Source organism: Niallia sp. RD1 (assembly GCF_024219955.1).
Taxonomy (GTDB): Bacteria; Bacillota; Bacilli; order Bacillales; family Cytobacillaceae; genus Niallia; species Niallia alba.
This window is the reverse complement of sequence record NZ_CP100420.1, coordinates 2,914,009-2,929,187: the sequence shown is the minus strand read 5'-3', so window position 1 is coordinate 2,929,187 and position 15,179 is coordinate 2,914,009. Positions and strand designations below refer to the sequence as shown.

The following is a 15,179-nucleotide window of genomic DNA, read 5'->3' as shown; positions in this document are numbered from 1 at the left end:
TTGGTAGGGTTTTCATTATTACACAACGAGAAACTATGAAGGCCTAAATAAATGGAAGGAATTGAAACAGTTCTTTTAAAAATTTACTGTCCTAAACACTACCAGTCTATCTAACAAAAAAAAGCTATCGGAAACTCATTTCCCATAGATTCCGATAGCTCAAATATGATTATATTCCTCATCCTAGTATTACTTAGCCGCTCCTCCCTTATCTTTTTAGATGGGCTTCTCTATATTGAGAAGGTGTGTATCCATACCATTGTCTAAACAATCTACTAAAATACTTTGTATCCTGATAGCCTAGTTGGACAGCAATATCATATATCTTAAGATCCGTTGTTTCCAATAACTCTGTTGCTTTTTTCAATCGTGTTTTCGTAATATAGTCTAGAATGGTTTCCCCTGTCTGCTCCTTAAAATAAACACTGAAATAAGTAGGACTCATGTATACCTGTTGTGCAATTAATTTAATGGTTATCGATTCGCCTAAATGATCCTGAATGTAATCCTTTGCTTTTTGAATAGGGTTTTTATTGGTTCTTTTGGCTTTTTGAATCCTTTCCATTACAGAAAGAACCCAAAATTTTATCTTATCCTTCAATTGATAAAAATTGGATGTATTTTTTGTTAAGGAGATTACTTCGCGGAACAATATTCTTTCTTCTCCAAATCCTTCTAACTCAACCCATCTGTTTACAATTCTTAATCCAAGTAATTGTACAGCTTCTTCTAAAATACTTGCTGAACTAATTAGTTGCAGCTTTTTAAAATATTCTTCGAGCGAGATAATTACTTCCTTCTTTCCCTCATTCTCCAGACTAAATAAAAGCTGCTGGATGCTTTTAATAATTTCTGAACTATGTTTTTTACTCTCCTCACTTGTCTCTGGCAATTGCTCAAGCCAAAACACTTTATTACATCCGTATATCATTCTATTTTGCATAACACTCTCTAATTTTTTTCGATTAGTCAAGTAATCTTCCATATTTGTAAACACCGATCCCACAGCAATTGTAACCGTATTCTCGGATATGTTTTTAATATTTTCTTTCCATAATCGTAAAAGTGCTTCTGTTTCCTTACGTAAATGTTGAGACTCTTGATGTTCTATTAAAATCCATATAGAAAAAAGATCATCTCTCCATAACCATTTTCTTCTATTCGATGAGGAAGACCATTCTTCTAATGAGATCTTTAATGAAGACAAAATATCTTCATTTGCTACTTTTAGCCAAGCTAGATACTCATCCGACCATGTTTGATTTCTATTTTGATCAATGCTGATATACAATAACTGAAATGAACCTTTCCCTATAAGCTGTAACCATTTCTGTTTATCTTCTCTCAAATAATCTTCCAATTGCAATTGACTTAAATAATATATTTGCTTCGTATAGTCTAATTCTTCAGCCTTTCGTTGTAATTGCTGCTTTTCTTTTTCTTCTTTCCTTTTTGTTTCAATTTTTTTCTGTATCTGTAGTAATACTTCTTTCAATTGCTCTCGATGAACTGGCTTTAATAAATAATTGGAAACTCCTTCTTTTATAGCAGATTGCAAATAGACAAAATCATCAAATCCACTAATGATGATTGACTCAAATGACATTTTATCTTTTAAACGCTTAATAAGTTGCAGCCCTGTAATTTCAGGCATTTGCACATCTGTTAAAAGTAAATCAAACCTAAGTGACTTTTCTTCTATTTTTTCAATCGCTTCTTTTCCATCAGAAAAGGCTCCAATGATTTCCCACACTTCTCCATCGTCTTCTACCATCCGTACCATGCGTTTTAAAATTCTAGGTTCATCATCTACAACAATCACCTTAATTTTCTCCATTTTCTCTCCCACCTTCTAACCTGTTCTCATACACTATACAAGGATCCTGAATCAGAGGTAAAAGAATCGTTACTGTTGTTCCGATGGACTGTTTGCTTTCAATCGTTATCCCATATTTATCAGAAAACAACATTTTAATTCGCGCATGAACATTTGTTAATCCCACTCCCGATTCTCTTGTAAAATAATCTTGTTTATTTAAGTTTTTTTGGATACTCTGCAATTTTTCTTCCTCTATTCCAGGTCCATTATCCTTAATGACAATCTTTAATTTTCCATCCTCCACCAAAATGGCTATCGATATTATTAATACTTTCCTTAGTTTCATTCCATATTTAAAAGTATTTTCAATAATTGGTTGGATAATAAATTTAGGAGAATAGTAGAGGGGAATCTGATCTTCTCCCACCATTTCATAGTTGACCCTGTCCTCAAAACGGATTTTTTGAAGCCTTAAATAGTTTTTTATATGTGTTAATTCCGTTTGCAGAGGCACTAAATTTTCACTACTGCTTAATGAATACCTTAACATTTGTCCAAGAATACCTACCATATCTACTGCCGTTTCTGGATCCTCTTCCTCAATAACTGCTCCAATTGTTTCTAACGTATTGTACATAAAGTGTGGATTTATTTGTGATTGAAGTGCATAGATTTGCGCATTTCGTTGTTGTAATTCAATTTCATAGTTTTTCTGTATCAGTATTCTCAATTGTTCTAACATCGACTGAAAGCTCTCGGCTAATTGTCCTACTTCATCCTTATTGGTTGGAGTGATTGTGACATGTAGATTACCATCTTCCACTTCCTTCATTACTTTTCCAAGATGCTTAATCGGCTTGGTTACAGACCAAGCGATAAAAATCGAAATGATCGTAGAAACGATTGTTAAAATAAAAAAAATGGATAGTGTATAATTCTTTACGATATCTGTTCTTTCGGTTAGATATTTCATAGGAATACTGTGAGCGAGAATCCAGTGTTTATTTGTTGATTGATTCATACTATATAATACATTTTCCTTTGCATACTCCGTTGTACGAAAACTACCGTTTACAAGTGGATAATCTACTAATCCGCCATCTATTTGTCCAATGAGTGTTTTGTCAGGATGATAAATGATATATCCATCTTCATCCATTAACCATATATTTGCTCTTTCTTCCTTATCAATATCATTAAGTATTTTTTCAATAAATGTCACATCTACTGCAAATAGTAAAGAACCTAAACTTTCCCGATTTTCAAAGTCCGTAAGTTCATTTACAACGAGAATAAATGGAATATTTTTTTCGAAGGTTAAAGTTGTTTTATTTGGCAAAATTATTGGCATTTCCCCGGCTAAATCATGAATTTCTCCAAAAGGAAGGATGGAATCCTCAAAATCCATTCCTTTAAAAGGAGTTTTCGTGCTTATATAATTGCCATTATTGGTGATTAAAAATGCCGCTAAAATATCTGATTGATTACTGTTTAAATAGTTATTGGATAAAAAGCTTTCCACTGTATATTGCTCCTGTAGAAAAGCTGATTTTTCTTTGTAAGGCGTGCTTCTAAGAATTGACATTATTTCTTTTGAATTATAAATTGCATTAGGCAGATCATTTAGCAAGTTTAATTCATTTTCTATATTTTTATTTGCTTGATTCAATAGTCTAGGAATATATTCGCCTACTTGTTCTTCTATAGCCTTTGTATTTTGCGTATACGTAATATAGCCTAATATCCCCATTGGAATTACGGTCATTATCATATAAGTAATAATTAACTTACGCTTTAAGGGGGCTTGCCCTAGCTTAAATAACTGTATTCGTTTAAAAATCATATTGATCGATATTCTCCTTTGTAAAATCAATAGGCTGCCCCATAATAATCGTATCGTCTTTCACTCTAATAATGCCGACATTTTCAAAAGACTTATTATCTGTCACTTCATTTCCTAATAAAATTTCTTTTGCTACACTAACTGTTAAATAGCCTAATTTTTTAGGACTCCATAAAGTGCTAATTTGTATCGCTTCATTTTTTAAATAGGAACGTACTAAATTAGGACTTGATAAACCAACGACAGCAATCTCTCCAACTTTATTCGCATCCATTACGGCTTGAGCAGCTGCTGGCGGTCCTACCGAAGAACTTCCAATAATCCCCTTTAAATCTGGATATTTCACCAGCAATTCATTTGCAATCATATATGCTCTTTGTGGGTTATCATTTGATTCCTCTACTTCCAAAAGCTTCATTTTAGGATAGTTTTCTTCTTGTTGAATAACCATCCACTCCGTCCACTCCTTTAAAGTGGCAGCATTATCGGAACCGGTAATAATGGCATAAGCACCTTTTTCCTTCATATTTAAAGACAGAGTATCCATCACATGTCTACCTAAAGTCTCTGGATCTACTGAGCTAACAAAATATTCTCGAAATTTTTCATTTGTATCTGAGTCCCATGTCATAACTACAATCCCTTTTTGTTTTGCTTCCATTAAGATGGGACCTAATTTTTCTGGATCATTTGCAGAAATAGCAATAGCATCAACCTCTTTTTCTATATATTCCTTAACAAGTTGTTCTTGTTGCTGCCAATCTGCTATTAATGGTCCTGCATATAACACATGTACATTCAAATCTTTCCCAGCTTCTAATACTCCTTCTTCCACTGCATTAAAGTAAGGAATTCCACTTACTTTTGGTATAACAGCAATCATATATTCCTTTTCTATTGCGGACCTTTCCCCTTCTTTTGGTTGAAGCCTATCATTCTGGTAAATAATTTCATATTTTTGATTAGACGAATCGAAACTGCATCCGCTTACAATAATCAAAAGCATGAAAAGTACCATTATTGATTTTAGCTGCATTTCTTTTCCCCTAACCTTTCATTACTCTCTACATAAAGTGAAACTTCTATCAGTAGGATCTTACTATCCGTTAAGAGTGAGATAAAGTGCTTTCTTTTTATTATATAAAAAATAAACAAAAAAATATATGTTTGTTTATTTTTATTTTTTGGGGTTTCATTTGGAACATCCACAAATTTTATGCATAAATAAAAACAGAAGGAATTAGTAACGTAATATACAACCTAATTCCTTCTATATAATATCGTGCTGGTACACCGATTCTATTATTATAAAATCTCTTTAAACATAGAAATTACTTCTTCCTTTGTAGGTTGAAATGGATTTCCAGGAGCACATGCATCTAATAAAGCAAAGCTTGCTAGTTTTTCCAAATCAACCTCTTCTACTCCTAACTCTGATAATCTTGCTGGAATTTCTACCGTTTGGCAAAGCTCTATAATTGCTGCAATGACTTCTTCTGCACACTGGCTATCTGTCTTTCCTTCAATGGAAATACCGATTGCTTTTGCTATTGCTGGAAATTTATGCGGGTCTCGCTTCGCATTTTCTCTTTCCACAATAGGCAAGAGCATTGCATTGCACACACCATGAGGTAAATCATATACACCCCCAAGTTGATGAGCCATAGCATGAACAAATCCTAATCCTGCATTATTAAATGACATACCAGCTAAAAACATTACATATACCATTTGTTCACGTGCTTCTATATCATATCCATCCTTCACTGCACGAGGTAAATAGGTGAATATTTTTTCTACCGCAGCTAATGCAGTAGCATCTGTTACTGCGTATGCTCCTGGAGTAACAATTGCTTCTATCGCATGTGTTAAAGCATCTATTCCTGTTGCAGCTGTTAATGCAGCAGGCTTATCCACCATTAGCTCGGGATCATTCACTGATATTGTTACAAGACAATTTTTATCAACCATTACCATTTTGACATGGCGTTCTTCATCGGTAATGACATAGTTAATAGTAAATTCACTTGAGGTTCCGGCAGTTGTATTTATCGCTACAATTGGTACTGATTTTTTTGATGTTTTTCCTACACCTTCATAGTCTTTAATATCCCCACCATTCGTTACATAAAGACCCATTGCCTTTGCTGTATCTTGAGGAGATCCACCGCCAACAGATACAATAAAGTCGCATCCATTTTCTTTATATACTTCTACTCCTCTATATACATTTGCTGTAGTCGGATTAGGATTTACTCCTGCATAAACAGCATAGTCTATTTGCCTATCATCCAATACTTTTTTCACTTTCCTCACAATCCCGCTTTCATTTAGGAAAGTATCTGTTACCACCAACGCTTTTTTTAATCCTAATTCTTCTATTTGTGGTCCTACTTCCTGTAAACAACCTCTTCCCATTAAATTTGTACTTGGAACATAAAAGACATGTGCACTCATTTTTATTTACCTCCTCTTATTTGTTCAACATTTCACATAATAATTTATAAAGAAAGGGCAATATGCCCACCTCTTTTATACACTTAATATACCTTCTCTAGGTACTACCTGAAATGCATCTGCTAAATCTTTAAGCTGCTGGTCCGTAATCGTTTGTTTTATCTTGGAGGCATCTCCGATAATCGTATAAATTTGTGCAGCTTTTTCTGCTGTTTCAATTAAACCAAATGTTTCGTCCATTGTGGAACCAGCACCGAAGATACCGTGATGCGGCCAAACTACTAAACGATGCTCCAACATTTTCTCCGCTGTTTTTTCGCCAATTGCATCTGTTCCAGGAACCATCCAAGGCAATATGCCGATCGCATCAGGAAAAACAACAATACATTCCGTACACATTTGCCAAAGGGTTTTCGTAAAGCTTGCTTCATCTAAGTCATGAATAAATGTCATGGCAAGTATATTAGTCGCATGATTGTGCATGATAATCCGATGATTAGGATCTACTCGTAAACGCACAATATGACTCATAAAATGGGAAGGTAACTCACTAGTAGGATTGGAACCATCCTCAAATCCCCATAGTAAGTGTACTTTTTCTCCACTTTCATCTACTTTTAAAATCCCAAGTGTATTAGAAGGATCTTCTTTCACATTTTTAAAATACTTGCCAGAACCTGTAACAATAAAATATTTTCCTGCTAATTCTGATACTGGAAACTTCAATGAAATGGAACGGATAATTTGCTTAACATCTAAATATTGTTCCACTACTTCCTCATCTAAAAGATAACTGATATTTCCCCCATTTCTTTCATCCCATCCCATATTCCACATGTTAAAAGTTGCTTCACACATTTCTTTTAAAAACGGTGCTTCGATAATATCTTTCTTTTGCATAGTCGCTACCATTCTTTCTCACTCCTTCATTCTCTAATTTTCTAGTATTTTATATTCTTGTTTTCTTATCTTTATATTACGCTCGAAACAAAAGTAAGTCAACAAAAACAAAAATAAAAACAGGGGATAAATGTGGAGTTTTTGTGAATTTTATTTGATTTGTTTTTGATTTTCTTTATTAACCCCATCATTCAAAACAAAAAAAAGATAGCGCCAACATTTTTTATCAATGTCAGTACTATCTTTTATTATTATAAATCTATACACTGCATTTCCTTTATGATTGAACAATTTGAAAGGATATATTCTTTTCTTGAAACCAATTTTCATATTCTGATGGAATCTGCTCATCTGTAATAACATGCTGTATTTGATCAAGGTTTGCAATATGAGCAAAAGTTTTTACTCCAAATTTACTTGAATCTACAAGGAGAGTAACCTCAGATGAAATATTCATCATCTGTTTCTTTAATAGTGCCTGCCATTCATTCGCATCACTTAAACCGCTTACCACATCTACCCCTTTACAGGATAAAAACAACTTGTTCACATAATATCTCTCAAGGGAGCGCTCAGCTAGCGGTCCTACATAAGATAAAGATTTTGACAGAAGCATTCCACCTGTCGATATTACTTTAATCTGTTCTTTCTTACTTAATTCCAATGCTACCTTAATAGAATTAGTGATAACAGTAAGAGGCATATCAGGTAATTGGGCTGCCATATACCAAGCAGTTGTACTGCCATCCAATATAATTTGTTCTCCTGGTTGAATATGTTTTACTGCTTCTCGAGCTATTGCTCTCTTTTGATCCGCATTCGTAACCTCTCTTACGATAAAAGGAGTATCTGCAGGTTCTTTTTCGACACTCACCGCACCACCATGACTCCTCATCAAGAGTTTTTCCTGTTCTAGCTTTTCTAAATCTCTTCTAATGGTTTCCTCTGTTACAGAGAAAATCTCACTAAGCTCTGTTACGCGAATGCTTAGTCTTTCATTTACAAGCTCCACAATTTTTCGTCGTCTTTCCGCTACAAGCACGTTTAAAGTTCTCCCTCCATTTTTGTTTTCTTGGGATTATGTTGTTATATGCTTATTACTATAGCATATTTGTCGTTTTATTTTCTATAAAGATTTTTTCCTCATAAAAAAAGACAAACTAGGTTTGACCTACTTCATCTTTTTATCCCCAAAATTTATTGAGCTTTGTTTTTGTTATAAATATCAAAGGCTACAGCAGCTAAAAGTACCAATCCTTTAATTCCTTGCTGCCAGTCTACTCCAAGTCCCATTAATGACATTCCATTATTCATGATTCCCATTACTAAACCACCAATAATTGCTCCAGGTATGGTCCCAATACCACCGTATGCGGACGCGCCACCAATGAAACATGCTGCAATAGCATCAAGTTCAAATAGATTACCCGCTTTTGGTGTGGCTGCATTTAATCGTGCCGCGAATAATAGACCCGATAATGCGGACAGCACACCCATATTAACAAACACCATAAAGGTCATCTTTTTCGTTTTTATTCCAGAAAGCAATGCTGCCTTCTCATTTCCACCGATAGCATAGATATGTCTTGTATGAGTAAAATGTTTGTGGGAGAATAAATATCCTTTTTGTCTAGTTGGGGGACGAGTCCCCCAACTAGACAAAAAGGCCACCAAGCGAAAGCGCGGTAGCTGGAAAAAATTAAGTATTAAAAAAGAGAGCTTCCTTTTGTAAAGTAGAGTTTGACTGAACACTACGAAAAGGAGAGGCTCTCATGAATCAATGTAACACAAAAATGCCATCATTAAAAGAATTGGAAAAAACTTTATTTCGAACACTACAAATGACGTTTCAAGAAATCCTTGTTCAAACGTTAGAAAATTGGGATCAAGAGATTGCCAAGCAACGAGACAAAAGAAGATTTGCTTTACGTGATAAACGAGAAATACGATTAGATACAGCGTTTGGAGCTGTGGAGCTGAAGCGTAATTATTATTTTGATCGTGTGACTAAAAAATATATTTGTCTATTAGATCACTATTTACAGTTTCAGGGGAATAAGGGATTTAGTCCGCTACTAGAAGAATGGGGGCTAGAACTAGCGACGAATGGCTCCTCCTATCGAAAGGCGGTGGAAACGTTCGAACAATTTTTAGGCTATTCGGCGATGAGCCACGAAGCATTACGGCAACATCTTCTTCAAACAAGCGTACTTCCCGCTAAGGAAAAACGCCCTTTTCAAAAGGTATTGTTTGTCGAAGTAGATGGATTATATGTGAAGAGTCAAGAAAAGAAAAAGCGTGGATGGGAGTTGAAATTCGCCGCTGTACACGAGGGATGGAAAGAAAACGGAAAGCGAATCAGGCTCCGAAATAAAAGGCATTTTCTTTATGAAGGAAAAGAACCCTTTTGGGAAGCCTTTGAAACGTTCTTACAGAATAATTATGCGTATGATCCTACCCAAACCTTGCTTATTATTAATGGTGATGGAGCAGGCTGGATAACGGCATGTCGGGAGTATTTTCGGGAACGCGCCTTTTTCACCATGGACCGTTTTCATGTCGCTCGTTCGATGAAGCAACTAATGAAGAGCCATCCTCGATACCGCTACATGAAAAGAGCGTTAAAAAACTACCAGGTAGAAACATTACTTCTAGAGTTGAATAGCGCAGTAGGAACAATGGATACACCAGAAAAAGAAGAAAAACTAGAGCATTTCCTTGCCTTTTTAACGCATCATCAGGAAACCATAAAAGATTACCGTAGTTGGTTACAGGAGAAAGGCGTGGACACGACAGCGTATCGTCCAATGGGAAGTGCAGAAGCAATGATGAATCAATTAGCCAAACGATTAAAAAATGGAAGAGCATGGAGCAAAAAAGGCGTCATGAGCATGGCGCGCTTGTGGATTGGATTGAAGGATGACCTATCCATCCAAACGATATATGGGAAATGGGAAAAAGCCACGGAAAAATCAAAGAAAGAGCATCGACCGAAAAGAAAAATACCCACAAAATTAGTAACAGAAACCGTGCGTCAGAACATGCCATACTTAAATCAAGCGATTGGAAAACCCGTTCACTTTGCCTTACAGGGATTAAAAGGTTTTTAAAAAATGAGAGAATCAACAGTTGGAAGAACAAAACCAATTGGAAAGCGGATACAAACTTAGAGGTTTTACTTTATAAAAAAGGGAGCTAAAAAAACTCCCACAAAAACTTGACTCAATCATATGTCTTCCGGCTTTTGTTTTATTTGTCACAAATGTATAAATTACAATAAGAACACCTAATACAATTAATATATTGGGGATTCCTTCATAGGTTGCTAGTACAAATGTAAAGATATTTAGAATGACTATCATACCTACTAACTTTAATACAAATAGCCCAAATGGTTGAACCTCAAATTGATGCTTTAATTGATTTCGTCTATTTTTCCATTGGAAGAAAATAATAACGATTGATAGAGCTATCCCAATTAATATTGTTAAGAGGTGTAAAGAACCACCACTAGTGAGGTCGGGAATAAATCCAGAACTGATTTTTTGAAAGGATTCGGGAAAAGGAGCAATTGATTTCCCTTCTAAAACAATCATTGTTAATCCCCTAAACAACAGCATACCTGCTAATGTCACAATAAATGCTGGGATTCGAACATATGCAATCCAAAACCCTTGCCATGCTCCAATAACTGCTCCAAGTACTAAAGAAATAACAATTGCCAAAAATGGTGACATTTCATAATTCACCATCATAATCGCCGAGATAGCACCAACAAACGCAGCAACCGAACCTACTGATAAATCAATATGCCCTGTAACGATAACAAGCAACATCCCAACAGCTAAGACCAATATATAACTATTTTGTAAGATTAAGTTTGTAATATTTAATGGTTTTAATAAAAGTCCATCTGTAGTAATTTGAAAAAATACCATAATAAATACTAAGGCGATAATCATACTATATTGACGGAAATTAATTTGAATAAGTGATTTACTGGAATTCTTTTTTTGTGAACCTATCGGATTCGTTTTTAATGGTGATTGTATGTATACTTACCCCCTTACTTTACTTTTGGTCATGTATTTCATTAATTTCTCTTGATCTGCTTCTTCTTTCAGAACTTCCCCTGTTATGCGACCTTCATTCATCACATATATGCGGTCACACATCCCTAATAACTCTGGTAATTCAGAAGAAATCATGAGAATGCTTTTTCCTTCTTTTACTAGTTCATTAATGATGGTATAAATTTCATACTTTGATCCAACATCAATTCCTCTTGTAGGTTCATCTAATATTAAAATATCTGGTTCTGAAAACACCCATTTACTTAAAACTATTTTTTGTTGATTTCCGCCACTTAAATTCCCTGCTTTTTGGAAGACACTCGGCGTCTTTATTCTAAATTTTTGACGATATTCTTCTGCTACCTTTATTTCTTGGTTCTTATTTAAAACAGATCGTTTGGAAATTCGGTCAAGGGTTGCCAGCGTAATGTTTTGCTTGATATCTTCCATTAAAATTAAGCCATCGCCCTTTCGATCTTCCGAAACATACGCTAATCCATTATTAATCGCTGATGCTACATCCTTTAATTTCAATTCTTTTCCATTTTTTACGATGTTACCAGTTATATTTTTTCCGTATGCTCTCCCGAATAAGCTCATTGCTAATTCCGTACGACCAGCACCCATAAGCCCAGCAATTCCAACTATTTCCCCTTTACGTATCGTAATGCTCACATTATCAATGACTTTTCTATCGATATGTTTTGGGTGGTATACATTCCAGTCTTTTACTTCAAATACAATTTCACCAATTTTAGGAATACGTTCGGGATAACGATTTGTAAGATCTCTTCCAACCATGCCTTTAATAATGCGATTTTCATCCACTTGATCGTTCTTGACATCCAATGTCTCAATTGTTTTTCCGTCCCTTAAAATGGTGATCGAATCTGCAACCTTTTCAATCTCATTTAATTTATGGGAAATGATAATGGCAGACATTCCTTGTTTTTTAAATTCTAATAATAAATTCAATAAGTTTTCACTATCGTCCTCATTTAATGAAGCTGTCGGTTCATCCAAAATAAGTAATTTAACATCCTTTGACAATGCTTTTGCTATTTCAACTAATTGCTGTTTTCCTACTCCAATTTCACTTACCTTCACATTGGGTGATTCCTTTAAACCAACCTTTTGCAGTAAAGCTTTGGCACGAAGAAACGTTTCATTCCAATTAATCACACCATTGTTAACGATTTCATTTCCTAAAAAAAGATTTTCTGCTATTGCCAATTCCGGAACTAATGCTAATTCTTGATGAATAATTACAATTCCAAGCTCTTCACTTTGCTTAATATTTTTAAATTCACAAATCTCATTTTGAAAAAGAATATCACCAGAATAGGCGCCATAAGGGTAAACACCACTAAGCACTTTCATCAATGTAGACTTTCCAGCTCCATTTTCGCCACATAGTGCATGTATTTCTCCTGCTTTTACCTTTAATTTAACTTCTTCTAATGCCTTAACCCCAGGGAATTCTTTTGTAATATTACGCATTTCGAGAATTATATTTGCCATATTCTTCACCACCAATATATTATTTCAATTATTCATTGGCCTAACTGTTCTTTCGTATAATAATTTGTATCTACTAACACCGATTGATAATTATCAATATCTACAGAAACTGGTTTTAAAAGATAGGCAGGAACAATTTTTTTCCCGTTATTATATGTTTCTTCATCATTTACTTCTGCTTCTTCTTCATTCAATAAAGCTCTTGCCATTTCTACCGCTTTTTTTGCTAATTCCCTTGTATCTTTAAAAATCGTTTGCGTTTGTCTTCCATTTATAATTGCTTTTATAGAAGCAAGCTCTGCATCTTGTCCTGTTATTATCGGCATCGGCTTATCTTTACTTCCATATCCAACACCTCTTAAGGAAGAGATTACGCCAATACTAATTCCATCGTATGGAGACAATACTGCATCAATTTGTTCTGTTGAATAATAAGCACTCAATAAATTATCCATTCTTGATTGAGCTAATGCACCATCCCAACGAAGTGTTGCTCCCTGGCTAAATTTTGTTTGTTTACTTCTTACTACTAGTTTTCCAGAATCTATATATGGCTGAAGGACGGACATTGCTCCATCAAAGAAAAAGTAAGCATTATTATCATCAGGAGACCCTGCAAAAATCTCGATATTAAATGGGCCCTCAGAATTTTTTAACTCCAGCTTTTCCTCAATGTACTGTCCTTGTAATTCTCCTACTTTAAAGTTATCAAATGTTGCATAGTAATCTACATATTCACTATGTTGAATTAAACGGTCATACGAAATGATTTTTATCCCATTATTATGTGCTCTTTCCAAAACACCAGTTAATCCAGAACGGTCATCAATAGGTGCAATGACTAAAATATCAACACCTTTGGTTATCATATTTTCAATCTGTGCTGTTTGGTTCTCAATTATATCCTCTGCATATTGTAAATCCGTACTATATCCAAGATCTTCAAACAGTTTTTTCATATTTTCTCCATCGTTTACCCATCTTTCAGATGATTTGGTAGGCATAGAGATCCCAATAAACCCCTTTGTCTCTGCACCTGTTTTTTGCACTCCACAAGCAGTTGTAATAAGTATTAAAACTACTACACTAATTATTGTAAGCGTTTTTTTAAACAAACAAACTTCCCCCTTCCCATATTTATTAGGTGGTTTTCTTTTTCTAAAACTAATATAGCATTCGCTATAAATCTGGTCTTTTTAAATAATTTACTATTTTTATACTTTTTTAACTTAATATAAAACGCTTTCATTTCTCTATAAAATTAAGTATTTGTTGCTAATTAACCCACAGCCAAATAAAAAAAGAAGCCCGAATATAACAGAGCTCCTGCTTTAACTATTTACGTTATTTGAATCATCTATGATATTTCTACGGTATTTATTTGGAGATAAGCCCATTACTTTTTTAAAGGCTGTACTGAAATAATGCTGAGTTTCATACCCCACTAATTCTGATATCGAAATAATTGGATAATCTGTTGATTGAAGTAAGTATACGGCCTGCTTCATTCTTCTGTGTGTGAGAAGTTGTACAAAGCTGACTCCTAACTCTTGTTTTATTAGCCGACTTAAATAAACCGGAGAAACCTGTAAAGCTACTGCAACCTTTTCAAGGGAAAGCGTTGAATCTGCATATTGATGTTCAATCATACTTTTTGCCCTTCTTACTATAGGTGAAATATTAATTTCTTTTTGTATAATTTCTTTGCACTTTTTATATAACAAGGAAAGATGCTTGTAGTCCTTTTCATTACTTTCCATGTAAACTGCTATAGACATTTTTAATTCATTCTTGATAATTTCCTCCAGTTGCACAAGACGATCATTTGTTATCTCATGCCAACTTATAAGAAAGATAAGCCCAGAGTCATCATAAAAGTAACCAACTTCTTCCGTTTCAAAGAACAAAAGAATGTGATATTTTAGTGATTCTTGGATTTCTTCTCTTTCCTTTTCCTTTAGCATTGATTTATTTTTAAGAAATTCTAAACAAGATATAACTATTAAGTTTTTGGGAATATTTTCATTTAAATAATATAACGCTAATTGACTCCTGATTTCTTCGTTATTTAACTTCCCTTCTACCCACTCTTGAAAAAAAGTATTTTTAAAAGTTGGCAAATTTTTAGTAAATTGTTCAGACGTTCTATCCAATAAATCCTTTTGATTATTATCATTCACTAATTCATTTTCCAACTTGTTTAGTAATTCTAATAAGTGATTAGGGTCAATAGGCTTTAACAAATAATCGGAAACATTGAGTCTGATTGCTTCTTGAGCATACTTAAATTCATCGTAACCAGTAATAATAATGATTCGACAGTCTGGTAGTTTTTCCTTAACATGCTTAATAACGTTTAAGCCATTTACAATCGGCATATTTATATCGACAAGAAGAATATCAACAGAATACATAAGTGAAAGTTCTATTGCCTCCTCCCCGTCTTCTGCTTCTGCAACGACATTCATCTGTAGAGACGGCCAATCAATTGAATTTCGAATGCCGTCACGAATAATGGGTTCATCATCAGCAATTAATACATTCCAGTTTTGTTTATTCATCCATT

10 protein-coding genes and 2 pseudogenes are annotated in these 15,179 nt (G+C 34.3%); 1 reads left to right on the top strand and 11 read right to left on the bottom strand.

Translation table 11 applies throughout. The features are described 5' to 3' along the window. Nucleotides 1-208: 208 nt before the first annotated feature. The 7 genes and pseudogenes from NKG37_RS14040 to NKG37_RS14010 form a co-directional block, all read right to left on the bottom strand. Nucleotides 209-1,837, bottom strand: coding sequence for a response regulator transcription factor (locus NKG37_RS14040; protein ID WP_169188173.1), 1,629 nt, complete (start codon nt 1,835-1,837; stop codon nt 209-211). Next, nucleotides 1,824-3,662 (bottom strand): cache domain-containing sensor histidine kinase, encoded by a 1,839-nt coding sequence (locus NKG37_RS14035; protein ID WP_254414823.1) that lies wholly within the window; start codon nt 3,660-3,662, stop codon nt 1,824-1,826. Before NKG37_RS14035 ends, NKG37_RS14040 begins: the two co-directional genes overlap by 14 nt. Further along, nucleotides 3,652-4,698: an autoinducer 2 ABC transporter substrate-binding protein gene (locus NKG37_RS14030; protein ID WP_169188171.1), complete on the bottom strand. Its 1,047-nt coding sequence runs from the start codon at nt 4,696-4,698 to the stop codon at nt 3,652-3,654. The genes NKG37_RS14035 and NKG37_RS14030 overlap by 11 nt, the downstream gene beginning before the upstream one ends. 269 nt (nt 4,699-4,967) lie before the next feature. Then, complete coding sequence (locus tag NKG37_RS14025; protein WP_169188170.1) at nt 4,968-6,119, bottom strand: iron-containing alcohol dehydrogenase; 1,152 nt, start codon at nt 6,117-6,119, stop codon at nt 4,968-4,970. A gap of 75 nt (nt 6,120-6,194) precedes the next feature. Further along, nucleotides 6,195-7,031: a rhamnulose-1-phosphate aldolase gene (gene rhaD, locus NKG37_RS14020; protein WP_169188169.1), complete on the bottom strand. Its 837-nt coding sequence runs from the start codon at nt 7,029-7,031 to the stop codon at nt 6,195-6,197. Nucleotides 7,032-7,296: 265 nt separating this feature from the next. Next, nucleotides 7,297-8,061 carry a DeoR/GlpR family DNA-binding transcription regulator gene (locus NKG37_RS14015; protein ID WP_101730280.1) on the bottom strand — a complete coding sequence of 255 codons (765 nt, stop codon included), beginning with the start codon at nt 8,059-8,061 and terminating at the stop codon, nt 7,297-7,299. 155 nt (nt 8,062-8,216) lie between these two features. Next, a pseudogene (locus tag NKG37_RS14010) lies at nt 8,217-8,606 on the bottom strand (sugar ABC transporter permease); the annotation flags it as partial. 206 nt (nt 8,607-8,812) lie between these two features. On the opposite strand from NKG37_RS14010, the gene NKG37_RS14005 reads away from it, so the two are divergent. Further along, nucleotides 8,813-10,129: an ISLre2 family transposase gene (locus NKG37_RS14005; protein ID WP_254414822.1), complete on the top strand. Its 1,317-nt coding sequence runs from the start codon at nt 8,813-8,815 to the stop codon at nt 10,127-10,129. A 117-nt stretch (nt 10,130-10,246) separates the two neighbouring features. On the opposite strand, the pseudogene NKG37_RS14000 reads toward NKG37_RS14005, so the two are convergent. The 4 genes and pseudogenes from NKG37_RS14000 to NKG37_RS13985 form a co-directional block, all read right to left on the bottom strand. Further along, nucleotides 10,247-11,071 (bottom strand): annotated as a pseudogene (locus NKG37_RS14000) (sugar ABC transporter permease); the annotation flags it as partial. A 6-nt stretch (nt 11,072-11,077) separates the two neighbouring features. Continuing rightward, on the bottom strand, nt 11,078-12,613 hold the full coding sequence (gene mmsA / locus NKG37_RS13995) for a multiple monosaccharide ABC transporter ATP-binding protein (RefSeq protein ID WP_169188167.1): 1,536 nt from the start codon (nt 12,611-12,613) through the stop codon (nt 11,078-11,080). 32 nt (nt 12,614-12,645) lie between these two features. Continuing rightward, entirely contained in the window at nt 12,646-13,728 is a 1,083-nt protein-coding gene (gene chvE, locus NKG37_RS13990; RefSeq protein WP_169188166.1) for a multiple monosaccharide ABC transporter substrate-binding protein, read from the bottom strand. A gap of 216 nt (nt 13,729-13,944) precedes the next feature. Continuing rightward, on the bottom strand, nt 13,945-15,174 hold the full coding sequence (locus NKG37_RS13985; protein ID WP_254414821.1) for a response regulator transcription factor: 1,230 nt from the start codon (nt 15,172-15,174) through the stop codon (nt 13,945-13,947). Nucleotides 15,175-15,179 lie beyond the last annotated feature (5 nt).

Bases quoted from the DNA above. Each gene is read 5' to 3' on its own strand.
- NKG37_RS14035 (WP_254414823.1), bottom strand. From the start codon at position 3,662: ATGATTTTTAAACGAATACAGTTATTTAAGCTAGGGCAAGCCCCCTTA.
- NKG37_RS14005 (WP_254414822.1), top strand. From the start codon at position 8,813: ATGCCATCATTAAAAGAATTGGAAAAAACTTTATTTCGAACACTACAA.
- mmsA (WP_169188167.1), bottom strand. From the start codon at position 12,613: ATGGCAAATATAATTCTCGAAATGCGTAATATTACAAAAGAATTCCCT.
- NKG37_RS14040 (WP_169188173.1), bottom strand. From the start codon at position 1,837: ATGGAGAAAATTAAGGTGATTGTTGTAGATGATGAACCTAGAATTTTA.
- NKG37_RS13985 (WP_254414821.1), bottom strand. From the start codon at position 15,174: ATGAATAAACAAAACTGGAATGTATTAATTGCTGATGATGAACCCATT.
- rhaD (WP_169188169.1), bottom strand. From the start codon at position 7,031: ATGGTAGCGACTATGCAAAAGAAAGATATTATCGAAGCACCGTTTTTA.
- NKG37_RS14030 (WP_169188171.1), bottom strand. From the start codon at position 4,698: ATGCAGCTAAAATCAATAATGGTACTTTTCATGCTTTTGATTATTGTA.
- NKG37_RS14025 (WP_169188170.1), bottom strand. From the start codon at position 6,119: ATGAGTGCACATGTCTTTTATGTTCCAAGTACAAATTTAATGGGAAGA.